Source organism: Bacillus cereus group sp. BfR-BA-01330 (genome assembly GCF_022663885.1).
GTDB lineage: Bacteria > Bacillota > Bacilli > Bacillales > Bacillaceae_G > Bacillus_A > Bacillus_A cereus.
In genome coordinates, this window is sequence record NZ_JAKUGK010000006.1 from 281,798 (window position 1) to 305,311 (window position 23,514).

Here is a 23,514-nt window from a genome sequence, read left to right on the forward strand (position 1 = left end):
TAATATATAGATACGAATTGTTTTAGGAGGATTAACTTTGAAAACCTACATTCAAGCACTAAAGTGGACTACAGGGATCTATCATCTTTTATTACTTCCTTGTTATTATGTATTTCCAAGTCTTGTTAACCTATATGGGTTACCTTTACTACTATTGATTGTTTTACATATCAATACTATTTTATTAGCTAAAAAAGAAGGCATGAATACGTACCCTCATTATATCGGTATTATCGTTACTCTAGTTGCCTTCTTTCCTTATATAGACATCTTTCTACATATGATAGCAGCCATTTTCCTTTTATTAGATGCTGCTTCTACGAATGCAAAAGAAGTGTATGATTCATAACAGGATGAAATGAAACTTTAATCAGTAGAGTTTTGAAGTCGGTTAGCAAATTGCAAAACTTACACAATAACTTCATTGCTAACACCCAAAAAGGATTTACTTTTTAAGTAAATCCTTTTTTAAATTCCCCTCCTTACTCCAGAATAATAAAAGAATATTCTGTTTATTTTTTATAAATTTCTAAATATTTATAATACATTCGAATTAACATACATTTTAGTTATGTAAAAAATCTAAGTTTTAAGGAGATGAATCCATGCTGAAAAAGTTGGTAGCAGGTGCATTATTAACTGTTTCGTCGTTAACTGGAGGAATGGGATTAGTATCAGCTAGTACCGAAAAAGATTATACGATTTCCTCTTTCGAATATGTAACTGTAGATGAAAAGACTGTTGATTCGTTTAACAAATTGAGTGCTCCATCAAAGGAAGACGTAAAAATAACGTTAGTTCTACCGAAACAAAATCAAAATGGAGACTGGTTATCTTATGGATTTTCGAGCAAAGAAAGTTTAGAGTCTTTTATTGAAAAAGATAAACAAAGGTTGAATCATTCAATCACTCCCCTTGGTGTTGGAGGAAGCGGACCTGGTAGTACAGACTTCTATAAACTCACAAATCAAGGTAGCGAGTATTTTTCACTAAGTAGCGGTTATAAAAACTTGTCTGCTAGTTGGCAAAATCAAATTGTTTCTGTACGTACAGCAGCTCCTACTGCTAGCTATTCAACAACACTATGGGAACGTACTTCAACTGACGGATATGGAAAAGGTGTTGTTTTTAAACATGCTGATTGGTATGGTCAAACTGCAAACTTAAATAACTTTCCAACTTCAGCAGTTGAAGTTAAAAAGTAAAAAATATAGAAATAAAAGGTGTTTTCACGTATGAAAGCACCTTTTATTTCTACAATTATTTCTTCTATAACAATTTCAACTCTTAATTATTATTTTTCGTATTCCTACTCTCCAAAACTTTCTCCATATTATGAGTTGCCCATTCCATCATTAATAGAATCACTGGACGTAGTGATTCACCAAGCTCAGTTAACGAATATTCTACTTTAGGTGGCACTTCACGGTATACTTCACGATGTATGATGCCATCTGCTTCAAGTTCTCTCAGCTGAAGTGTTAACATTCTTTGTGTGATATTAGGTTTTAATCTTTTTAATTCATTAAACCTCTTTGTACCATCTAATAAATGATACAAAATTACCCCTTTCCATTTCCCTCCAATCACCTCAACCATAGCTTCAACTGGACAAGAATATTTATTTAAAAATGGGTAATTTATATTATTTTCGTTTGGACAATCCATAATAAATCCCTTCCCTTAACATTAGTATCTTTTTTGATACTATACCACATAAATGTGCGTACTTGTATCTATGTTACTTTAAAAATATAATTTACTTACAAAAATAAATTCATGAAAAGAGGAACTTTTATGACAAATACAAACGAAATTACAAAAGAAAAGATTATGGAGGCTTTTCATTTCAGACATGCATGTAAAGAATTCGATCCTATGCACAAAATTTCAGAAGAGGATTTCAAATTCATTTTAGAAACAGGCAGATTATCTCCTTCTTCTTTTGGATATGAGCCTTGGAAATTTATTGTCGTACAAAATAAAGAATTAAGAGAAAAACTACAACCGTATTCATGGGGCGCTGGTGGGCAACTTGCAACAGCTAGTCATTTTGTTATTGTTCTTTCAAGAAACATTAAAGATATGCATTATGATGCAGAGTATATTAAATATATGATGAACGATATTATTGGATTGCCTGAAGACACTCAAAAAATTAGATATGAATTCTTCAAAAAGTTCCAGGAAACAGATTTTAACTTATTACAATCCGATCGTGCTGTATTTGATTGGGCATCTAAACAAACTTATATTGCTTTAGGTAATATGATGACGAGCGCAGCTCAAATCGGTATTGATTCTTGTCCAATAGAAGGATTTGATAAAGAGGAAGTAGATTCTTTACTTCGTCAAGAAGGCATTATACAAGACGATAACTTTGAAGTATCAGTTATGGGTGCCTTTGGTTACCGTAAAGAAGAGCCAAAGCGTGATAAAACAAGACAGACTATGGATACAATTGTTGAATGGATTAAGTAATATAGCACAGACAAATAATGCTCCTAATAGCTGTATACTCATACTAAAGAAGAATGAATTGTTTTCTTACGTATGAATTTGGTTTTTTATGGAAAGATATGTTAGTATGTATACAGTTTGAGTGCTCTATTTTTTAGAGTCGAACAGGAGGAGAATGAATATGTCTGATATTGAAGTTGGCGAAGTGTTTACTCTTAGTGATGAGAATAACGAAGAGCAAGAAGTAGAAGTACTTGGAGCGATGGATGTCGAAGGTGCAGAATATATTGCAGTTGCCTTTGTTGAAGATATCCAAACAGAAACTGAGGAAGACATTGATATTTTCTTTTTAAAAGTAGAAGAAGATAATGAGTTTTCATACATTGAAAATGATGAAGAGTTTGATAAAGTATCTGCTGCGTTTGAAAAGATTTTGGATGAGCAAGAGCAAGAATAGTATGAATGAAAAACACGAGGGCGGATGCATATCCGCCCTCGTGTTTTTATTCATCACTCATTCAGTGATTTATGCAGTAACTCCAGTACATCTTTCATCGCAAAAGGTCCATCTTTTTTAACATGTTCCGCAAATTCTGAAACGAGGCGTAATGTTCTCACACTTTCGATTGGATGTTCTCCTGATGCACTTTCAGCTGAAAGCATAACTGCATTCGTCCCGTCCAGTACAGCTTGAAACACATCAGTCACCTCTGCCCTTGTTGGAATAGAATGATCTACCATAGATTGAAGCATTTGTGTTGCTGTAATGACATATGTATTCGTTCGATTACATTCCTGAATCATCATTTTCTGTAAAAGCGGAATGCATTGATACGGTAACTCTACTCCTAAATCGCCCCTTGCAATCATAATTCCATCTGCTTCTTTACATATATCTTGAAAATTCTCGATTGCTTCCATCGTTTCTATTTTTGCAATTACATTAGGTGACGTTTCTTTATATTGTTGTATAAAATCTCGTATTTCTTTTATATGACTAGGTTTTCTTACGAAAGAACAAGCGATAAAATCAACATTCTCTTCTAAAAGAAACTGAATATCTTTTTTATCTTTCTCTGTAATAGCTGGTAAACGAACAGCCGCATCTGGTAAATTAACTCCTTTATGAGATGAGATATTGCCACCTGTTTTTACCTTCGTTTCTATTTTATCCGTACTTATCTTTTCAACAATTAATTCAACTTCTCCATCATTAATTAAAATTCTACTGCCTACTTTCACATCATTCGCAATTCCTTCATAATCAACGCTTGCTTCTGTATTACTCCCTGTAACTGGTTGTGTATGTAAAATAAAAGAATCTCCTGCCTGAAGTGTAATTTGCTCTCCCTTCACTTCACCTAATCTTATTTTAGGACCTTGTACATCACCCAAAAATTTAATAGAGTCATCTAATAATTTCACTAAACGAATGATGTCTTTATGACTTTCATGCGTGCCATGCGATAAATTCAGTCGAACAATTTTCATACCATTCTTTATTAACTGTGCTAATGTTTCTTTATTATTACTTGCGGGTCCAATTGTACAAATTCGATCGATTGTCATTTTTGTCACCATCCTTTTTTTAATAAGTTTCCCATATGAACTTAAAAATAACAGAGATTCTGACATGAATAGATTTAAATTTACATAAATTTCATAAAATTAAACCTGTATCCCTTGCTGGCTAAGCATTAGAAGATATATTCGCTTTTTTGCAAATGAAGACATGTTGAATCGAAAGTAAAAGAAAAGTTAAGTATGGGATAAACCATTGAGAGTTTCGAAATTTTCATATATTGTATGAATTGAGTTCGAACTCAAAAATTTAAAAAGGTGGGAAAATTAGTGAATATGAAAAAATCTTTATCGGTGACAACTTTAGGGTTAGCGGTTTTAGGTTTTGGTTTTACTAATAACGCAAGTGCTTCAGAGGTCGATACTGTAGACAAGCAGCCCGTTTTAGTTGACTTTGATACAATTCAATCAACAAAAACATCTAGTGTTCCTAGTTTGACTGTTGCAGTTGCACCTAAGAATGACTCTAACATTAGCGTATATACTCCCTTTTTTGGTAACCCATATGCAGTTGCTAAATCGAATTCAACTACGACCGAAGACTATGTTTATGCAAAAGCAAGAACTTTCAATGGCGATGGCTCATTAGTGAATACGAAAAGTAATAGTGCAAAAAAATCATCCTTTGTAAGTGCTACAGCGACCAACACAAGCATTTATTATGGAGATGATTACGCTATCGGTAATCATACCTATAAATTAAGTGGTTATAATGATGTGAATCACGAAACAAAAGCTTTCTGGTAAGAAAGAGAAAAAAGATATGCATCTTGCATATCTTTTTTCTCTAATATTTTACATATATTGAGGTGCTATTTATGAAACAAATATATATTATTAGCGGTGTTTTACTTATTTCATTACTTACAATTTATATTTTGTTCAATACTTCATTCATACAACCTCATCCACCTTCCATAGAAAATAAACGAGAGCAACAAACCAATACTATTTCTTACGGATTGAAGGATAATCAAGGCCAACATATTAACAATGGTAGTACAATTACTAGTGAGGATAATAAAATTAATGTAACATTATCATTCGTACATACTATTAATGAAAACCGAAAATATGGATTAATTGTTCTAGAAGATTACGAACAAAAACCTTTTAAAATAGAAGATACTACTACTGAAATATCACACTATTTTTTTGATATGAAACCAAACAGTTCAATGACTACGAAAATCTCTTTACACACTTCTCCTAATGCAAGTGAATTAACCTTTTTAATAATTAAAAAACCTGAATACAAATTAAAAGATAATAACTTAAATAAAGCAGCTATTTTAGAAGATATTCTAAGTATGCGATATTCAATGCATCCTCTTCAGAAAGAAAACGAAAAAATAAAACTCTCCCTTATAGATTCAGATGCTATTCTAAAAGATGGTCTTTACGAACCGTGAAGAGAACTTACAAACTGTCTTCTTTGAAAAGGAAGGCAAGCAATTAATTTTATCAAACGGTAATGAAACAAATGATGAAATGACTTACGCAATCGTGGCTTTTAAAGATTGGAAACAAGTTGAAATATTTAACAATAGAAAAGTCGTTTATACTAAGGTTGCACCTGAAACGAGGCAAATCTTTAATTTCACATTGCCTTCAGTGGATCAGGAAAGTAATTTGCAACTCGTCGCTTTTCCATTTCCTTATAAAGTTAGCGAAGAAGATTATATCAGTCAACAAGCATTCAGTTCCTTTCGCATCGTAATTGAAAATGAAAATAAATAAGTTATACTATGCACATTACAACAACCTAAAAAAGGCCTACTCACACGAGTAGGCTTTTGAAACTATGAAAGTTTCGTCAATAACTGATTTAAATCTTTTTTCGTTTTCATCGTTAATGATTTCATTTTATTAATATCGATTTTTTCTTTCTCCGCTCCTACAATTAACGGATACATACTTTGACCGATTGTTTTAGAATCCGTCGGATGTGATGCTTCTAGCTCTTTTTCAATCACATCCCACTTTTCATTAATTTGTTTGCCAAGCTTATTCACTGTTTCCAATTTTGGATTAGCAGCTAACTGCTTGTCCAAGCTATCAATTAATGCTACAACTTCTTTAACATTCGTTTTCACAGCAACACTTTTCTTCGGATCTTTCGTTGTCTTTCCGTTATTGTTTGTGCTTGTACTTGTGCTTTGATCTGTTGTTTTCCCGCTAGTCGTTTGATCATTCGTTTTTCCTGTCGTCTCTTTTTCTTTTGTTTTTACATTTTCGTTTTGAGTTGACGTTTTGCCGTTACTTTCTGTCCCTGATGATTCTTTCGTATTTTTTGCATCCTTATCTGTTTTTTCATTTGAAGAAGTATTTGTTTCTTTTTCAGTATCTTTCGTTGTTTTTGACGCTTCATCTGCACTTGTCGTTTTTGCTTCTCCATCATTTTGCGCAGTTACTTGCTCTTTCTTTTCCGTTTCTTTATCTGCTGAAGGACTACAAGCTGCCATAGTAAGCATTGTACCAATTGTTATCGATGCGATAGCGACCTTTTTCATTTTCATATAAATCCCCCTATGTTTTACATAATTTATCCTCCCCTTTACGATTCGATTCCCCCTTAAAAAATCCCTTTTCATACGAATTATCATCTTTCCGACAGTAATCTTCATAATAATACGTACAAAAACTGATAAACTCATTTTAATATTCGAGTTTCTTCTACTTCATTTTTCTACTCGCAAGTAAAAGAAAAAGAGTATATTGTCACATTAAGAATTACTATCTTCATATGACGATATACTCTTCTATCAAATTTTTATCTTTCTTGACATTTTATTTATACAAAAAAATAAAATTTTCTTTCGTTTTTTGTTTCTCAACATTTGTTAACATAATATTTTTATGAATAACCACCATTCGAGTGAATGACTTGCCCAGTAACCCATTTCGCTTCTTCACTTACTAAAAAAGAAATTAAGCGCGCAGCATCCACCGGCTCTCCTACTTTACCTTGCGGGAACTTCCATACTAAATGATGCTTCAGCTCCTCTGTAATCCATCCTGTATTCGTCGGTCCTGGATCAACAGCATTAACAGTAATCCCCTTCTCCATCGCTACTGGTGCTACTGACTTTGTAAATGCTTCAATTGCCCCTTTCGTTGCTGCATATGCTAGTTCATCTGGCATTGGCCCTACTGACTGTCCTGAAGTAAGATTAATAATACTCCCGCCCGTTTTAAGTGAATAATGGTTTATAAACAATGAACTTAATAGCATAGTAGCCCGAACATTAACTGTATAATGTTTATCCAATTGCTCTACATCTAATTCCTCAATCCTCGTATGAGTAGAATATACTGCATTATTAACTAGAATAGATGGATCACCTAACCGTTCTGATACCATATAAAACAAACGATTTGGCGAATAAGACTGCGATAAATTGATTTCTGCCATTTCACATCGAACATCGTAACTTTCAATTTCCTTTTTCAGCAAAAAGGGTTCTTGATCACTCATTCCCCATGGCATCGCTTTATCATACTTTGGCCAGTACGTGAAAAAAATGTCTATCCCCTTTTGAGCAAGCACCTTGCATACAGCTGCACCAATTCCATTCAGACGAGTTGCCCCTGTTACAATTGCTATTTTCTTCACCTTTTTCTCCTCCATCTATACACAGATCCCCTGCATGAATACAGAGGATCTATCTTTTTATTGAATATTTGACAGTATACGTTCAGCACCTAATTTTAACATTTTAATAAAGATATAATTTACAATCGTAAACATTACAAATAAAACGATAAACATAACCCACAGTCCGACATGAAGGAAGAAGTATAATACACTTACTCCCCCCACAATAATTAAAGCTATTAAAATATTAGCTAAAAAATTCCATAAAGTTGTATATCGACTTTTAAATAATTTCTGCTCTGTATCCCAATGAATATCTGCAGTTTGCGCGTCCCAGCGTGTTCCGATTAAATTAATTAATAACAACCCGTTCGCACTTAGTAAAAACCACAGTATCATAAAGACTGGAGAAATCCCAGCTACAACTGCCATCGTAATACCGAATACTGCTAAAATGATCACATTAATTAACCAAGCAGTGATTGCTTTCGCAAAAAAGATATCCGAAGCCTTTACTGGTAAATAACGATTCACAAACCAAGAGCTTCCATCTCGTGAAAATGACGTTGTTGCAATGACGTTACTCCCCATTAAAAATAACGATGCACAAAGGCCAACACCAATTGCAAATCCCGTTGTCTCTGGATTGTTAATATACTCTGTAATAAACTTTAAATTTCCATCTTGCACAAATAAAATAAAGAACAACATAATTGGCATAACGAAAGTTTGTACAATGCAATTTAAGAAAAATTGTGGTGTACGGAATAACGTTTTAAATTCTTTTTTCACATACGCTTTTAAATGCGAACTTTGTACTGTTGATTTCTGTAAACCTTCCGCCGAAATAACTTGTTTCTTTGCTGTACTCGTTGAAAGTCCAATAACCCCTTTTAAATATGTACGCTCTGCTATGTAATAAAACAACACAAAGAAGACAAATGAAATAACTGCAAAGATTATTACATATAAAGGTCCCTTCCAATTTGCATTTTCTACTAATGCTACTGCTCCAAAATATGTAGTTGGAAAATAGTTTGTCATTTGTACTAAAAGAGAAGACTGGTTGTTTGCAAGGTAATCCGCAATTGCATCTTCAGAAAACGAACTTTTATTTTTCCACTGCAAAAATACGTTAATTCCTACAATAAATAGTATACTTACGATTCCAATAAATATATTTCCTCGGTCTTTATTTTTCGCTATATTTGTATACCTCATAATAACTGTCATCAGTAACGAAGCTAGTACTAACGGCACAATTGGGAAGAGTAAGTAAATGAAAATCATATATATGTAATATGTAATAAATGCTCCACTTTTTAAACCGTACGTAATAAAGATCGGTAATAAAATAAATGAACTCATTACGTATTGTGTAATTAATACTGTTAAAAATTTGGCTGAAATAATTTGCGCTGGTTTTAATGGTAATGGTAATAACATTTCAATGTCATTGCTGTAGTAAAATACAGTTAAAATGTTCGTAATACTCATTAAAAATACCCATATACTCGCAATCGCAAGTCCCATTGCGATAATCATTCCTGGATCTTGCCCTAAATGTATCATTCCCTCATACATTGCATGCGTGATAGAACCAAACAGTAAAAAGCCGACAAATAAAATAGCTGCAAATGAAAATACATACGCCCATCGCTTCTTCTTATCTGTTATAAAATCTGCGTAATTTAACTTTAATAGTACCTTCGTTAACGTCCAAATTTTACTCATTGCCCGTCATCTCCAAGAACATTTTTTCAAGTGATTCATTGGATTTAAAATGATCTCTCATTTCATCTAAATTTCCTTTAAACTGCAAATTCCCCTTATTAATAATAGCAACCCGGTCACATATTTTTTCCGCTACTTCTAATACGTGTGTAGAGAAAAATACAATCTTTCCTTTATCCGCATGCTCTCTCATCATTTCTTTTAAAATATATGCAGATTTCGGATCAAGCCCAGTTAATGGTTCATCTAAAATCCATACATCTGGCTCATGTACGAGCACACCAATAATAACGATTTTTTGTCTCATACCGTGCGAATAACTTTGAATTTGATCAGATAAAGCATTATAAAGATCAAACTTCTTCGCTAAAGACTCTATTCGTTCTTGTCGTACTTCTTTCGGCACTTCATACATATCGGCCATAAAGTTTAAATATTCAATTCCTTTTAATCGTAAAAACATATCTGGACTATCTGGTACATAACCAAACGTCTTCTTCGCTTCCATCGGCTCTTCCATAATATTTTTTCCGTTAATCGTAATAGTCCCTTTGTCCACCCCGTGAATACCAGTAATCATCTTAATTGTCGTGGATTTACCCGCACCATTCGGTCCTAAAAATCCAAAGATTTCGCCGCTAGGTACAGATAAACTTAAGTCTTTTACTGCATAGGTAGACCCATTATAACTTTTTGACACATTCGTAATTTCAATCATTCCATCCAATCCTTTCCTTAATTACCAAATAACTATATTGATATTATAGCATAGTTCTATTTTAAGATTTTTACATTTTTCAGTATATTTAACCTTTAAAATAAATATACACCCCTAATCCAACAACTAAAACGACAGCTAGTATAATATAAATCATTGTTAAGCGTTTAATATTCCCCTTTGTCGCTTTGCTATAATTTGCATCACCATTCCGCCCAATTAACACCGTCGCAATGACAGTAATCACTACAAGTAATACAACGATCATGATCCAAGTTAGCATTTCTTCCTCCCCCTCCTTACAACCATTTTACAATATTATCCTCTTTATTTCGCAGCATATTTCCTCTTTTTACTATTATTATGAAGCAAACTGGAAAACTATTATTACCATTCCTATCCAATTGTGATATGTTTGTAACATAACGTGACTTATTTCTAACAACGTAAGGAGGACCTATCATGAAAACAACTTGGATAAAATATTTAGGATTTCTCGGTTTCTTCGGTTTCCTCGGATTTTTTTATGAAAAAGGATTGTTTACTATGTTCTGTTTCTTCTCCTTTTTCACATCGTATAGAACAGTTCAACACGATGAACTGTTTGAACAAATTGTCAATAAATCGTGCCGCAATGCATTTATCGTTACATTACTAACTACTGCTATCATTATATTTATTGAAATGTTATTTCCAAACTCTACGCTACAAGAGATTGATATCGCTCTTATTTTCGGCACACTCATTCTTACATTCGGTTTTTCTATGTTCTTTTATGATAAACCTGTTGATGAAATGGAAGATGCACCATGGCGTTCGTAACGAAGATAAAAGAATACCGCGCAAAATTGAACATGACACAAGAAGATTTAGCGAAGAGCGTTAGTGTGCGACGTGAAACAATTAGTCATCTCGAAAAAGGTAAATACAATCCTTCCTTACAACTTGCTCACGATATAGCGAAGGCACTACATAGTACGATTGATGAGATTTTTATTTTTGAGGATAAATAAAAAATACCGTCATTCTTTCCAAGAAGAATGACGGTATTTCTCATTGATTATCCATATAAAACCGCATGAAATACGCCTAATAGTAAGTATTGATCCTGCATGTAATCTTCATCATATACATTCATCTCAATGTAATACATATCTTCCTCAAGACGAATATTCCAATCTGCAATTACATAGCCCTTTCGTAATAACTTTCCCATTCCAAATGAAGTTTTATGAACAACATATTCTTCTGCCTTATATGTAAAGGTAAATAAGAAATTTGCATCCAATAACTTTCCGTCACATACAAGTATTTCATGCTCTGCATCATGATTATCTTTGTACGTTACTAAAATCCTTCTTTGGCGCTGCCTACTTACATCCTTTGCAATGACGCGAATATTGTCCTTACTATCCTTTATTTCATAAATAATATTACTACCAATTTTCGGAATAAAATCCAGCACTCTCATCAGCGTATTTTTATAATAGCCCCTTACTACACCTACTTGCTCACTTCCATTATAAACCTCTATCGGTGTCGTATCTGCTTTGCTATCACACGGTCGTTTGTAAGAGAGCTGCATCATTCGCTCTCCTCTTAAGTACTGATCAAACGTCACAGGATATTCTATCATGCGCAGTTCTTTATTTAACTCATACAAATAGCGTTGAACACTCTCTATTAATGTTGTAGTAGCTATACGCTCTTGAAGTTCAAATTCTTGCCAGCTGGAAAAAACATTCCATTGATTATGATCCTCTTCATAGAAGAAACCAAGAATTACCTCTTCACGGTCAGCCGTTTCATATTTCATAGGCACGTTCTGCCCATGTTGCACTTGTTCCATCCACTGTCCTAAATAAATGCCCAGCTCTGCAACCTTCATACATGATTTTTGAAAAAATACGCTGTCACTCGCGCAAATCGTTACATCTCCTTCGATAAAGCCCTTTGAATAAGCATCATACCGTGGCTCATCCTTCTGCGGGAGATTCTTGTCTAACTCAAATAAAAACGTTAACATTCTTTATTCACCTCTAGTTGTTACACTAATCATACATGACATCGCATCACGCTAGGAAACTATTTATATACGCATATTTAATTCACGCATTATAACACGTGAATGACCTTGTATAGTAGCTCTATTTTTTTGTTCTATATCTTAGTATATAAATTTATATGAGCGATTTTTCAAATATATCTATCGCAACTTACAATATATCAACGATTTTTCAAATATATCTATCACAACTTACAATATATCAACGATTTTTTCAATATATCGATTTTTCGACAAATATCAGCACAATTAAAATGAAGCTACCTTTTCTTCCGCCACTTCTACAATTTCTAAAATTTGTAGAAGACTCTCCATTTCATAAGTCGGATTAACACTCGTCTTATTCTCTTTCAAACTCGGATTATACCAACACGTATCAATGCCGTAATCTTCTCCGCCTTTCATATCAGAAGTTAACGAATCTCCAACCATGAGTACGCTTGATTTATCTGTAATCCCAAACTTTTCAAACGCATAATCAAAAATCTCACGTGCTGGTTTTTGATGACCAACTTCTTCAGAAATAATAATGTGATCAAAGAAATTACATAAAGGCGAATTTCCGATTCTTGATTGTTGCACCTTCGTATATCCATTCGTAATAATACCTAACTTGCAATCTTGTAGATTTTCACATAATTGTACTGCGCCTTCTATAAGATGTACTTCTTTCCCTAAGTTTTCAAGATATACATCACTAAATTGCTGTGCATCTACGTCTATATTATGAAGTGCAAATAATTGTCTAAATCGATCTACTGCTAATTCACTTAGCGTAATCATTTTATTTTCTAAATCTCTCCATAATCCATTACTAATCTCTTTATAGCTTGCAAGATAATCATTATACCCTGTAGGCATATCAAACTGTACAAACGCATTATGTAATGCGTGTCTTTCCGTTTCAGGAAAATCTAATAATGTATCATCTACGTCGAATAATATAACTTTGTATTTCATGATGTTCTCCTCAATTCCTATTTTAAAAGCTTCGTTCTCATTGCTTATAAATTTTTATATATTTCGTGATGAAGCGCTTTAACCCGCTCTTTATAGAATACACCTTTATCTTTTATTTTCAAATGTGCTATAAATAAGTTTGCTAGCATGACCGCAGTATCTAGTCTATAAAATAAACTAACAATATGAGGAGTAACATTAAAGATACTATCATTCTTATATCCATCTTTAAATTCATCCCAACTAACCTCATTTGTTTCAGCTATTCTCATAAGCTCCAACAATGGATGACCAATTAAAGCGTTATCCCAATCAACTATTGCTTTAACTTCTCCATTATACCCGATTAAATTGGCTGGTCGAATGTCCATATGTAATAAACATTTTACATGATCTGCTGTACTAAGAATATATTCAATTGTTTTTGTATTCGGAAGATTAATTTTACAGTCCGTGATTGTATTAAACCCTTCTATCCGTTTCACAATTCGTTCTGCTATATACTTACTAATGGGCTCTCTAATATTTTGTTTGTAATACAAACCATCAATTGGCATACTATGAAGCTTGCTCACTAACTCCCCTATTTTGCATGCGGAAATTGGCGTACGATCAGCATACACACAATCCGAAATTAAAAAATCAAGTTCGGTTGAAAGATGCAATCCGTGCATCCTTGGTACTGGAATGCCTTTTGAATGACAATACTTAGACAGCTCCGCTTCCTTTTGCAACGAAATCCGACTGTTAAATAAGTCTTCATTTATATTTTCCACTTCTCTTTCCCACGGTACTCGAAATGCTAAAGACCCCTTTTCTGAATCTCCTTGAAAAACAATATTTTGCACTCCCGTTCCAATCACCTTTAAATCTTGAATAGCTAGTTCCTTATACTCTTGACTTAGTATTGTTGCCAGCTTTTCTCTTAACCCCTCTGCTTTTACACGTGTATAAATCATTTTATCCCCCGATTCTTAAGTTCTTTTCATCCATTTTCTCCTCGGTGCACAACATCCTCATTAACAAAATTATAGCAACAATAGTAAAAGGAGGCTAATCCGCTCAGCCTCCTTCTCATTATTAATCTTCTAGCAATAACTCTTTCATTTCCTCTAACGACTCTTTCGTAAAGCCAAGAGCCCTTTCAGCGTATGCTTCAACTGATCCGTATTGCTTTTGAATTTCACCAATCGCAGCTTGCAAGTATTCAGCACGTGCTTCAAACATTGCACCTAATATCGCTCTGCTCTCATCGTTTTGTAATTTCGCACCTAAAAAGGCCATCATTTTTTCATTTAGCTTTTCACGGAATCCGTTACTTAGTAAGTAGTCTTCCATTACTGTTTTTTCTGGTACACCTAGTAAAAGTAGTAATAATGCTGAACCAAATCCAGTACGATCTTTTCCAGCTGTACAGTGGTTTACTAACGGTAAGTTTTCCGGGTTTTGCGCTAAGTTTAAGAAACTCACGAATGCCTCGTTGCCACTTACGAAATCTTGATTCATTTTCACAAGATACTCACCTGGTTTTCCTAACATAGAAAGGTCACCAACTTGGAAAAACTCATTTATATTTAAGTCTTTCGCTAAGTCTTGCATAACTGGTAAGCACACTTGACGAGCACCTGTAATCTCAGGATTTGGCTTATGCTTTACCTCAAAGTCTGTACGATAGTCACAAATTAACTTTAAACCACACTTTTGTAAATAGTCGATATCCCACTCTGTTAGTCCTGCTAATTCTTCAGAACGGTATAATTTGCCCCATTTCACTTTACGTCCATCTGTCGTTTCATATCCACCCATATCACGGAAGTTAAACGCACCTTGTAATGGCAATCTACGCTCAGCTACTGTTACTGCTTGTCCATTACTTCCTACTAATCTAAAATATGGACGTTCATTTTCACTCGGGTTCTCAATTGTATATGATAATTCTCCATTTACCGTTGCAAGTAATTCTCCAGTTTCTTCAATATGTTCTGGTGAAGTACTCCAATAAATACAAACTTCTTCTATATTATTTTCCCATTTTATTTGTAACGTATTATCTTCATTTCTCTCTACAGTTGCTTGTAGCCAATTTCTTTGCTGCTCCATTCTTTCACCAACGCTTTCTCTTATAATTGAATCTTACCCTATTGTATTATGGGAATATCCATTTTGTCGTTCTCATTTTTCTTTTTATCTTACAAACAGGCGAAAAGTTCTTTTACTTGTTCAAAATTTGTACATGGATTACCGCGAAATACGTATGCGATTTGTTCATTACCTAAATCTTCGTATACAACTGTTCCGCGATTAGGGTGCGAATAAAACTCTAACCCGTTTATAATTTGTTTTGGGCCATAGTTCATTGTCCATGAAGAAATAGGATAATACGCTTTGTTTTTATGTCTACAAACCCAAAGTGCATATAGTTTATTAACTTCGTCCCAGTATACATACTGCGTTTCGTCATTTCCGAAACCGACCGATTCAAGTTTCCAATTTAGTTTTTCATGAATTAACAAATTTACATAGGATACGTCATCTGGAGCATTCCACTCTCTACATCTTCCTATCTCACCCATTTCACTTCTCTTCGCTTGAAAGCTTAATAAGTGAAATGATGTATGTAATATCGTTTTCCCAAGCTCCATATTTACTGGTTGTAATTCAAATAGAAATCGTTCCATTTCGTCTTGGTTTACATATCCATGATCAACAGAAATTTCAACTTGTGTTTTCCATATAGATGTAACGTAACTTTCTTTTCCTTTATAATTTATACCTTTCCAATACACAAGCCCTTTATATTGAAAACAATCTCCTTTTGCTTGAGAAATACAGCTATCCGGAAATACTGGTTCCATTATATCGAGAAAAAATTCCTTTACTCGAAACATCCCAGTTGGAGTAACAACCTGAAACCAAAAAGTTCCCCACTTTTCACCTTCATAACGTTCTGAAACTTTTTCAACATTCCAGCCTTCTAACAATACATTTGGATACAGTAACACGAATGAATGCATGGATTGCTTTAACATATATAGTCCCCTCCCGCTATACGAGTTCGAGAGTATACATCATTCATCCTCCTAAAACTTTCTCACATATCTCTCAGTTGAACTAAACAACTGACATCCGTTCTTTTCAAAAACATCCTTCATCCACTCATTTTGCATATTTGTCTCACCAATATAATAAGATGCACCTATTTCCTTTAAGACAAACATCGCACCTGCAAATAATGCGGCTTCATATCCCTTATTACGCACATTTGGAGTAACTGCGAAGTACATAAGTTTTCCTTCTTCTAACGTACCTCTTTCAATATGCGGGATTACAATTCCTATCGGCTTTTCATCGACACTCGCTGTTAAGCAATGTTCTTTCCATTGCTCACCAATTTCTTGTAGCATCATATGCACAAATTGATCATGAGCGACTGGTTCTCCCGTCGCTTCATTCCACAGTGAATAAAAAGCCTCTTCTCCAACTTCTTCAATAAGCTTAAAATCAATTTCACTTTCTACATCTTCTACTTCGTATATATCTTTAAATACAATCATGTTTTCCGTAACATATTCAAATGAATACGTTTCAAAACATTTTTTATACACATCATAATTTGGACTTTTTGAAGAGATTTCAAAATGTAGTTTTTCTAATCCATCTTTTTTAGCTTCAGCAACGCAATATTGCATCATTTCCTCTAATTGCTCTTCTGTAAAAATCTCTGCATTATTTTCTTTTATCATAATAGAAGAAGCACTTCTTCTTATTTTAAAATGTTTTTCTAACTGTTCTATCGTCGTCATATTCTTCCCTCATCTATATCATACTCGAATTTCTAATCGTTCTCCTTGCATGAGCAGGATTGTCCTTGAATATATAGAATACTAGAAAAGATCGCATCTTTAAAGCGCGGAGGAGGTTCTCCATTGGATATTACAGCATTGCAACAACAGTTAGAGCTTATACAACAAAATGACTACACGCAACTGCAACATATAGACGTAAATGAGTTAACTTTGAACATGCTTCAGTATATCGGAACGACTGATAGCTACGTTCGTTACCAACTTATATATAAATGTTTTGCGCATTTCATTCATCATGAATTCCTTATGGACGATCAACTGAAATTACTTCTGCAAACTTGTTTAAGTGATGAGTATTTATATTATGACATTTACTCCCCACATACAGATGGGGTTTTCACACGTTCTTACACTGTTTCGTTAATTGCGTTAATACTCCAATTCGCTAATTCGCACTACTTTTGTACAGAGGAGGATATCGAAGAAATAAAAAATAAACTCATTATATACACAAACTTAGAAACGGATTTTCGGGGCTATATTGAAAATAAAGGATGGGCTCATTGTCTTGCTCATGTATCTGATGCCTTTACTGAAATTGTTCATAATACGTATACAACTTTTGAATGGTACGAAGAATTAATTCATTGTTTATTAAATAAAATCTTTATTCCATCTGACCTTTTTCATAATAACGAAGATGAACGCATCGTTACTCCATTACTAGCAATGCTGTATCATGATTTTCCTCAGAACGATTTAATTTCTATTATTCATAAAAAAATAAAAAGGCTTCCTCAAATTAGAAAACGCCTTTCGCTTAATGAGTATTGTATTTTATGTGCCAATATTAAAACCTTTTTACGCACATTATTTTTCAGAACGAAAGATGACCATAACTTAGCCTTTACAGCACGTAAAACAGAAAGAATGTTAAAAGAACTTCCTAACTATTATTAAATACAAGGAGCAATGACATGGGTTATATTGAAGATATGAGAAATCTAGTAGGAAATCATCCACTTATTCTAATAGGATCACACGCCATTATATTAAATGAAAAAGATGAAGTATTGCTGCAGCTCCGTACAGATTTTAACCGCTGGGGCATTATTGGCGGTGCCTTAGAATATAACGAAACGTTAGAAGATGCTTTAAAACGAGAAGTGTTTGAAGAAACTGGACTTATTATTAAAAATCCAGAACTATTCCGTACATACTCAGGACCAGATTTCTTTCAAATCTATCCAAATGGCGATCAAGTACACGGCGTACTCGTTGTTTATATTTGCCGAGAATTTTATGGTGAACTTGTATGCGATCAAAGTGAATCAAAAGAACTACGATTCTTTTCACTTGATGAATTACCTAATAATCTTCCTCCTGTTATCGAGAAGATTATTATAGATTATCTAAAAAAATAAGGGAACGCTTAACGTTCCCTCTCAAATCCAATCCGTTTTTTAATTTCTGCTAAATTTATCTTCGCAATAGCGCGTGCCTTCTCAGCACCGTTTTCTAATGCTTCATATAATAAATCCGGCTCATTCATATACATTGCGTACTTTTCACGAGGTCCAGCTAACTCTCGATCTACAACGCGAAACAACGCTTTTTTCACATCGCCCCATCCGATTCCAGTCTCATATTTTTCACGTAATGACTGTACTTCGTCTTCTGTCGCAAATTCTTTATAAATTGTAAATAAGGTTTCTAGTTCTTTCGGTTCATTTGGAAGTGAAGAATCTGTTTTGATTTTAAATATTAATTTTCGTAGTTTTTCTTGCTCTGCAAATAATGGGATTACATTTCCGTAACTTTTACTCATTTTCCTTCCATCAAGACCAGGTAAAATAGCTCCTTCTTCTTGCACTACATACTCCGGTAGTGTAAATGTCGTGCCAAATGTATGATTAAAATACGTCGCAATATCACGCGCGATTTCAATATGCTGAATTTGGTCTTTTCCAACTGGTACATGAGTAGCTTGAAATAATAATATGTCAGCTGCCATTAAAATCGGGTACGTATATAACCCCATATTCACTCCCGCATCGACCTCTAACCCTGCTTCTTTATTTTGCTCCACCTTCGCTTTATACGCATGAGCACGGTTCATAAGACCTTTCGGAGTTAGGCAAGCTAAAATCCAAGCTAATTCTAGAATTTCCGGTACTTCTGTTTGCCGATAAAAAACAACATCTTCCCCAAGTCCAAGCGATAACCAAGTAGCTGCTACCTCTTTCGTATAACTGCTGAACTTTTCTGAATCATGCACAGCATTTAACGCATGATAATCAGCTATAAAGTACAATGCTTTTCCTTCATTATTCTTTGACATTTGTAATGCAGGTTTAATCGCACCAATATAATTCCCTAAATGCGGATAACCTGTCGGCTTAATTCCTGTTAACATTATTTTTTCACTCACACTAACTCCTCCTTTCTCAAAATAAAAAGAGCCCCTCATCCTTAAAAAAGGACGAGAGACTCCCGCGGTACCACCTTAATTAGCTATCATTAGCTCACTTCATACTTCAATAACGTGAAGTAACCGTCTTTACCTACTCATTTCAGTTAGAAGCTCCAGAGCCCATTCCATATTCATCCCTTACTGATTCTCACCACATATCAGCTCTCTGAAAAGTTTCGAATATGTACTCTTCTCTTTCATTGCTTTTTCGTTATTTTTTACAGTTTATCACATTTCACTTCCAAACAAACCCTAATTTTCTATTTTATATAGCAGGAATTTCCACTTCAATTGTCTAATGTTATATAGGTTTGTTGAAATATTCGAAACAACTTTGGAGGTTTTTTCATGGTAAAATATATATCAATTTTAGGTTCAACAGGATCCATCGGCACATCTGCATTAGATGTCGTTTCAGCTCATCCTGAACATTTTAAAATCGTCGGTTTAACCGCAAATTATAATATCGATCTTCTTGAGCAACAAATCAAAACGTTTCAACCTCGTATTGTAAGCGTTGCGACAAAAGACTTAGCAGACAAGCTTCGTACGCGTATTTCAGCAAATACAAAAATCACACACGGGACTGATGGCTTAATTGCAGTAGCTACTCACCCTGATTCAAATCTTGTATTAAGCTCTGTTGTAGGTGTTTCAGGATTACTTCCAACAATTGAAGCATTAAAAGCGAAGAAAGATATCGCTATTGCTAATAAAGAAACTTTGGTTGCAGCTGGACATATCGTAACTGAACTAGCGAAACAAAACGGATGTCGCTTAATTCCAGTAGATAGTGAGCATTCAGCTATTTTCCAATGTTTAAACGGAGAAAATAATAAAGAGATTGAGAAGTTAATTGTAACAGCTTCCGGTGGTGCTTTCCGTGATAAAACACGTGATGAAATGCAAACATTACAAGCAAAAGATGCTTTAAAGCACCCAAACTGGTTAATGGGCGCAAAACTAACGATTGATTCTGCCACATTAATGAATAAAGGGTTCGAAGTAATGGAAGCGAGATGGCTATTTGATATTCCATATAAAAAAATTAATGTAATGATTCATAAAGAAAGTATCATTCATTCTTTAGTAGAATTTATTGATGGATCAGTTATGGCACAGCTCGGTGCTCCTGATATGAGAATGCCGATTCAATATGCGTTTCACTATCCTACTCGGCTACCTTCTTCCTATGAAAAATTAAATTTATTAGAAATCGGTAGTTTACATTTTGAAAAACCAGATTTAGAGAAGTTCCCTTGTCTACAATACGCATATGAATGTGGCAAAATCGGTGGTACTACTCCCGCTGTATTAAATGCAGCAAATGAAATTGCGAATGCGCTATTCTTAAAAAATGAAATTGCCTTTTTCGATATTGAAAAAACAATTTACAAAACAGTTGAAGCTCATCATAACGTAAAAGATCCTTCACTAGATGCTATATTAGAAGCAGATCAATGGGCACGCCAATATGCAAATGAATTGTTAATAAAAAAGCGCTAAAACAGTTCCAACTGTTTTAGCGCTTTTTTTCACGTATTCAACTTAACAAATCTATAACCGTGCGTAACTAATACTTTCAATATCGCATATCCTGGAATCGCTAAAATAATCCCCATAATCCCGAATAAGTTTCCGGCAGTTAAAATGATAAAAATGATAGTAATCGGATGAATATCTAACTTTTTACCCATAACTTGCGGAGAAATAAATTTACCTTCTGCTAATTGTACAACCATCATAACGATAATTACTTTTAACACCATTGCTGGCGAGTCGATAAATGCGATAATTAACGCTGGTGTAATCGCGATAATTGGTCCCACGTACGGAACGATATTTACAATCATCGCTAAAATCGCAAGTAATACCGCATATTTAATACCAATAATAAGATAACCAATTAATAGCATAATACCGATAAATAAGCTGACGATAATTTGACCTCTAATATACGAGCTAATCGCATAATGCATATCATCTAGTATTCTCATTGCTGCTGGTTGTCTTTGCTCTGAAATAAACTTTAAAAAGTGATTCGGCAATTGCTCACCATCTTTTAAAAGATAGAACAATATAAATGGAACCATTACAAATGTCAAAACAACCTCTGTAACAGTACTCAAAAATCCAGTTACATTCCCAGTTACTGATGATAATGACTTTGTAAAATCAACTGTGTATTCTTTTACCATATTCGCAACATTAATATTTAAATTCTCCTGAATTTTACCGAGTAAATTACTTTCCCCGAATCTACGTGCTGCTTGTTCAATCTCATGGCCAAAATACGGTAAGTTATCAATTAATGCATCAATTTGATCTTTAATAATAGGGATAACCGTTACAACTAAAAATACAAATAATCCTAGTACGATTAAATATATGGAAGCTATCGATACGATTCTTGAAACACCTTTCTTTTCTAAAAGCGAAACGAATGGATGCAAAATATAAAATAGCACGCCTGCTAATAGTACTGGGAAGAAAATTGTTTTTAAAAATACGATAAACGGTGTAAAAACAAATGATATTTTTGTTAGCAATAAAATATTAATGAACAATAACGCAAATCCAAGTAATACCGCCAAATAATTTTGTTCTCTAAAAAACTTTCTTAACTTATCTCTTTTTCTTATATTTATTTTCTCCAATGAAACCACCTCTTCGAATGATGAAAAGCCCTTATTCAGGGCTCTTCATCATAATCTATATCTCTATTTCCTTGCAGCTTTCACTACAAATGATACAATAAGAATTAACACGATTGCACCTAATAATGCCGGCACGACATGAATCCCACCAAATGATGGCCCAAAGGATCCAAATAATCTACCACCTAACGAAGCACCTAATAAACCTGCGATAATATTTCCGAACATACCACCTGGGAAATTTTTACCTGTTATAGAACTAGCAATTGCACCTATAATAGCACCAACTATTAATGTGATAATCCATCCCATTTTTAGTCCTCCATTTCTATTATAGTTTGTATGATTCAATACAAACATATGTATTTATCATTGCTAATCATATTTCACTATAGAAATATATTTACTACTATTTTACATATGGAGATACATATATTATATGCAAAAAAGAAAAATATTGTCAAACTCACCCATAAAGCAATTATATTCATATACCATATTTAAAGGAGGCTTCATTATCTATGATTCTTAAGTTAAATTCCACTTCTTTTGAAGTAGCAACATCCATTTTACAGGTTCAAATTCCAGCTTATAAAGTTGAAGCAGACTACTTAAATAGTACTGCCATACCTCGTTTATATGATACTGTAAACGATATTCAAAATTGCGTTGAAACATTCTATGGATATTTTTCTGAAAATAAACTTGTCGGTTTTATTTCTTTTGTACAAGAAGAAAAACTAATCGATATCCATAGGCTAGTTGTATCGCCCGATTTTTTTCAAAAAGGAATCGCAACGAAACTCCTAATTTATATATTTAACATGTTTCCCTCTCCAATGACATATATTGTACAAACAGGTAAAGCGAATACCCCTGCTATTACTTTATATAAAAAACACGGATTCATTACAGTATCAGATACAATACTTCCTGACGGTATGATTCTTACGCAATTAAAAAAGACAGAATACACAAAATAATTTGACTTGTTTGCTCCTTTATGTTATTTTTTACTTTATAAAACCTTTTGCTGAGTCCAAATTTTGGAGCGGGGGAACCATTTTTGTAGCTATGCTACTTGGGGCGAATCTTTTTTAAGTAGGGAAACTCTCACTTCCCGAGTCCGACAGCTAACCTCGTAAGCGTAATGGGAGAGGAAGGTGCTTTTTGCCTATGTTACACATTTTGCCTCCTTAATTATAAATATGGGATCGATATCAAATAGTCACCTATATTTATAGAAAAGGAGAATGTATTATGTTACGTTTATCTGATCACGCAATTAAAATGATGGAGCAAAGACTTCGAATTGAAAAACAACGCACATATCAAGCAAATAAGGTTGTAGATAACTTACATCACAAATACTTCTTTCAGCATATTTTTCAACCGAAAAGATAAAGAAAATGTTTATTTAATATTAAAAAACACAAGGTGTGTCTTACAAAGACATTCCTTG

General features: G+C 33.8%; 28 protein-coding genes, 1 pseudogene, 1 riboswitch and 1 other annotated feature. Of the genes and pseudogenes, 13 read left to right on the forward strand and 16 right to left on the reverse strand.

All coding sequences use genetic code 11. The features are described from left to right. Positions 1 to 37: 37 nt before the first annotated feature. Together MR112_RS18815 and MR112_RS18820 are read left to right on the forward strand one after the other, a co-directional pair. Positions 38 to 349 (forward strand): hypothetical protein, encoded by a 312-nt coding sequence (locus tag MR112_RS18815; RefSeq protein WP_000860725.1) that lies wholly within the window; start codon positions 38 to 40, stop codon positions 347 to 349. Between the two features lie 256 nt (positions 350 to 605). Continuing rightward, entirely contained in the window at positions 606 to 1,205 is a 600-nt protein-coding gene (locus tag MR112_RS18820) for a hypothetical protein (RefSeq protein ID WP_130055535.1), read from the forward strand. A gap of 82 nt (positions 1,206 to 1,287) precedes the next feature. Here the strand turns inward: MR112_RS18820 and MR112_RS18825 are convergent, their stop codons facing one another. Next, positions 1,288 to 1,668 (reverse strand): winged helix-turn-helix transcriptional regulator, encoded by a 381-nt coding sequence (locus tag MR112_RS18825; protein WP_000340580.1) that lies wholly within the window; start codon positions 1,666 to 1,668, stop codon positions 1,288 to 1,290. A gap of 129 nt (positions 1,669 to 1,797) precedes the next feature. On the opposite strand from MR112_RS18825, the gene MR112_RS18830 reads away from it, so the two are divergent. Both MR112_RS18830 and MR112_RS18835 read left to right on the forward strand, forming a co-directional pair. Next, entirely contained in the window at positions 1,798 to 2,481 is a 684-nt protein-coding gene (locus MR112_RS18830) for an NAD(P)H-dependent oxidoreductase (RefSeq protein ID WP_242245213.1), read from the forward strand. A 154-nt stretch (positions 2,482 to 2,635) separates the two neighbouring features. Next, positions 2,636 to 2,917 carry a DUF1292 domain-containing protein gene (locus tag MR112_RS18835; protein ID WP_002005464.1) on the forward strand — a complete coding sequence of 94 codons (282 nt, stop codon included), beginning with the start codon at positions 2,636 to 2,638 and terminating at the stop codon, positions 2,915 to 2,917. Positions 2,918 to 2,970: 53 nt separating this feature from the next. On the opposite strand, the gene MR112_RS18840 is transcribed toward MR112_RS18835, so the two are convergent. Continuing rightward, positions 2,971 to 4,029, reverse strand: coding sequence for a pyruvate kinase (locus MR112_RS18840; RefSeq protein ID WP_226368934.1), 1,059 nt, complete (start codon positions 4,027 to 4,029; stop codon positions 2,971 to 2,973). Between the two features lie 282 nt (positions 4,030 to 4,311). Here MR112_RS18840 and MR112_RS18845 point away from each other — a divergent pair, with 282 nt between their 5' ends. Both MR112_RS18845 and MR112_RS18850 read left to right on the forward strand, forming a co-directional pair. After that, a complete protein-coding gene (locus MR112_RS18845; protein WP_001056358.1) occupies positions 4,312 to 4,788 on the forward strand; it encodes a hypothetical protein in 477 nt (158 codons plus the stop codon). Between the two features lie 71 nt (positions 4,789 to 4,859). Then, positions 4,860 to 5,781: pseudogene (locus MR112_RS18850) on the forward strand (hypothetical protein). 62 nt (positions 5,782 to 5,843) lie between these two features. Here the strand turns inward: MR112_RS18850 and MR112_RS18855 are convergent. From MR112_RS18855 to MR112_RS18875, 5 genes are all read right to left on the reverse strand, one after another. After that, the gene (locus tag MR112_RS18855) at positions 5,844 to 6,560 is read right to left on the reverse strand and encodes a hypothetical protein (RefSeq protein WP_000782544.1); all 717 of its coding nucleotides are present in this window, start codon (positions 6,558 to 6,560) and stop codon (positions 5,844 to 5,846) included. 338 nt (positions 6,561 to 6,898) lie between these two features. Then, the gene (locus tag MR112_RS18860) at positions 6,899 to 7,657 is read right to left on the reverse strand and encodes an SDR family oxidoreductase (RefSeq protein WP_226368935.1); all 759 of its coding nucleotides are present in this window, start codon (positions 7,655 to 7,657) and stop codon (positions 6,899 to 6,901) included. Positions 7,658 to 7,714: 57 nt separating this feature from the next. Next, a complete protein-coding gene (locus MR112_RS18865; protein WP_000036884.1) occupies positions 7,715 to 9,373 on the reverse strand; it encodes a putative ABC transporter permease subunit in 1,659 nt (552 codons plus the stop codon). Further along, positions 9,366 to 10,091: an ABC transporter ATP-binding protein gene (locus MR112_RS18870; RefSeq protein WP_000570204.1), complete on the reverse strand. Its 726-nt coding sequence runs from the start codon at positions 10,089 to 10,091 to the stop codon at positions 9,366 to 9,368. The genes MR112_RS18865 and MR112_RS18870 overlap by 8 nt, the downstream gene beginning before the upstream one ends. An 88-nt stretch (positions 10,092 to 10,179) precedes the next feature. After that, a complete protein-coding gene (locus MR112_RS18875; protein WP_000958863.1) occupies positions 10,180 to 10,374 on the reverse strand; it encodes a hypothetical protein in 195 nt (64 codons plus the stop codon). Between the two features lie 179 nt (positions 10,375 to 10,553). On the opposite strand from MR112_RS18875, the gene MR112_RS18880 reads away from it, so the two are divergent. Both MR112_RS18880 and MR112_RS18885 read left to right on the forward strand, forming a co-directional pair. After that, positions 10,554 to 10,913, forward strand: a complete 360-nt coding sequence (locus tag MR112_RS18880; protein ID WP_000859210.1) for a DUF3796 domain-containing protein — start codon at positions 10,554 to 10,556, stop codon at positions 10,911 to 10,913. Further along, positions 10,901 to 11,104, forward strand: a complete 204-nt coding sequence (locus MR112_RS18885) for a helix-turn-helix transcriptional regulator (protein ID WP_000896308.1) — start codon at positions 10,901 to 10,903, stop codon at positions 11,102 to 11,104. The genes MR112_RS18880 and MR112_RS18885 overlap by 13 nt, the downstream gene beginning before the upstream one ends. A gap of 47 nt (positions 11,105 to 11,151) precedes the next feature. Here MR112_RS18885 and MR112_RS18890 read toward each other — a convergent pair whose 3' ends face one another. The 6 genes from MR112_RS18890 to MR112_RS18915 form a co-directional block, all read right to left on the reverse strand. Continuing rightward, positions 11,152 to 12,117, reverse strand: a complete 966-nt coding sequence (locus MR112_RS18890) for a tubby C-terminal domain-like protein (RefSeq protein ID WP_048538236.1) — start codon at positions 12,115 to 12,117, stop codon at positions 11,152 to 11,154. Positions 12,118 to 12,405: 288 nt separating this feature from the next. Next, entirely contained in the window at positions 12,406 to 13,116 is a 711-nt protein-coding gene (locus MR112_RS18895; RefSeq protein ID WP_017657573.1) for a YjjG family noncanonical pyrimidine nucleotidase, read from the reverse strand. 44 nt (positions 13,117 to 13,160) lie between these two features. After that, on the reverse strand, positions 13,161 to 14,075 hold the full coding sequence (locus MR112_RS18900) for a phosphotransferase family protein (protein WP_226368937.1): 915 nt from the start codon (positions 14,073 to 14,075) through the stop codon (positions 13,161 to 13,163). 121 nt (positions 14,076 to 14,196) lie between these two features. Then, the gene (locus MR112_RS18905; RefSeq protein ID WP_226368938.1) at positions 14,197 to 15,216 is read right to left on the reverse strand and encodes a tyrosine-protein phosphatase; all 1,020 of its coding nucleotides are present in this window, start codon (positions 15,214 to 15,216) and stop codon (positions 14,197 to 14,199) included. A gap of 89 nt (positions 15,217 to 15,305) precedes the next feature. Then, positions 15,306 to 16,145: a hypothetical protein gene (locus MR112_RS18910; protein WP_011110255.1), complete on the reverse strand. Its 840-nt coding sequence runs from the start codon at positions 16,143 to 16,145 to the stop codon at positions 15,306 to 15,308. A gap of 51 nt (positions 16,146 to 16,196) precedes the next feature. After that, positions 16,197 to 16,919, reverse strand: coding sequence for a GNAT family N-acetyltransferase (locus tag MR112_RS18915; RefSeq protein ID WP_242245214.1), 723 nt, complete (start codon positions 16,917 to 16,919; stop codon positions 16,197 to 16,199). Between the two features lie 123 nt (positions 16,920 to 17,042). Between MR112_RS18915 and MR112_RS18920 the strand changes: the two genes are divergently transcribed. Both MR112_RS18920 and MR112_RS18925 read left to right on the forward strand, forming a co-directional pair. Further along, complete coding sequence (locus MR112_RS18920) at positions 17,043 to 17,882, forward strand: DUF2785 domain-containing protein (protein ID WP_242245215.1); 840 nt, start codon at positions 17,043 to 17,045, stop codon at positions 17,880 to 17,882. A 17-nt stretch (positions 17,883 to 17,899) separates the two neighbouring features. After that, positions 17,900 to 18,346 carry an NUDIX hydrolase gene (locus MR112_RS18925; protein WP_242245216.1) on the forward strand — a complete coding sequence of 149 codons (447 nt, stop codon included), beginning with the start codon at positions 17,900 to 17,902 and terminating at the stop codon, positions 18,344 to 18,346. 8 nt (positions 18,347 to 18,354) lie between these two features. On the opposite strand, the gene MR112_RS18930 is transcribed toward MR112_RS18925, so the two are convergent. Further along, positions 18,355 to 19,353: a tryptophan--tRNA ligase gene (locus tag MR112_RS18930; RefSeq protein WP_078421341.1), complete on the reverse strand. Its 999-nt coding sequence runs from the start codon at positions 19,351 to 19,353 to the stop codon at positions 18,355 to 18,357. Positions 19,354 to 19,397: 44 nt separating this feature from the next. Then, positions 19,398 to 19,605: a binding site (T-box leader), on the reverse strand. 138 nt (positions 19,606 to 19,743) lie between these two features. Between MR112_RS18930 and MR112_RS18935 the strand changes: the two genes are divergently transcribed. Beyond that, on the forward strand, positions 19,744 to 20,901 hold the full coding sequence (locus tag MR112_RS18935; protein WP_000241787.1) for a 1-deoxy-D-xylulose-5-phosphate reductoisomerase: 1,158 nt from the start codon (positions 19,744 to 19,746) through the stop codon (positions 20,899 to 20,901). Positions 20,902 to 20,930: 29 nt separating this feature from the next. On the opposite strand, the gene MR112_RS18940 is transcribed toward MR112_RS18935, so the two are convergent. Beyond that, positions 20,931 to 22,052, reverse strand: a complete 1,122-nt coding sequence (locus MR112_RS18940; protein ID WP_000411484.1) for an AI-2E family transporter — start codon at positions 22,050 to 22,052, stop codon at positions 20,931 to 20,933. A 63-nt stretch (positions 22,053 to 22,115) separates the two neighbouring features. Continuing rightward, on the reverse strand, positions 22,116 to 22,364 hold the full coding sequence (locus MR112_RS18945; RefSeq protein ID WP_000539733.1) for a GlsB/YeaQ/YmgE family stress response membrane protein: 249 nt from the start codon (positions 22,362 to 22,364) through the stop codon (positions 22,116 to 22,118). A 209-nt stretch (positions 22,365 to 22,573) separates the two neighbouring features. Here MR112_RS18945 and MR112_RS18950 point away from each other — a divergent pair, with 209 nt between their 5' ends. Together MR112_RS18950 and MR112_RS18955 are read left to right on the forward strand one after the other, a co-directional pair. Then, the gene (locus MR112_RS18950; RefSeq protein ID WP_000601226.1) at positions 22,574 to 23,035 is read left to right on the forward strand and encodes a GNAT family N-acetyltransferase; all 462 of its coding nucleotides are present in this window, start codon (positions 22,574 to 22,576) and stop codon (positions 23,033 to 23,035) included. Positions 23,036 to 23,073: 38 nt separating this feature from the next. Further along, a riboswitch (cyclic di-AMP (ydaO/yuaA leader) is annotated at positions 23,074 to 23,216 on the forward strand. A gap of 96 nt (positions 23,217 to 23,312) precedes the next feature. Next, positions 23,313 to 23,456: a hypothetical protein gene (locus MR112_RS18955; protein ID WP_000945243.1), complete on the forward strand. Its 144-nt coding sequence runs from the start codon at positions 23,313 to 23,315 to the stop codon at positions 23,454 to 23,456. Positions 23,457 to 23,514 lie beyond the last annotated feature (58 nt).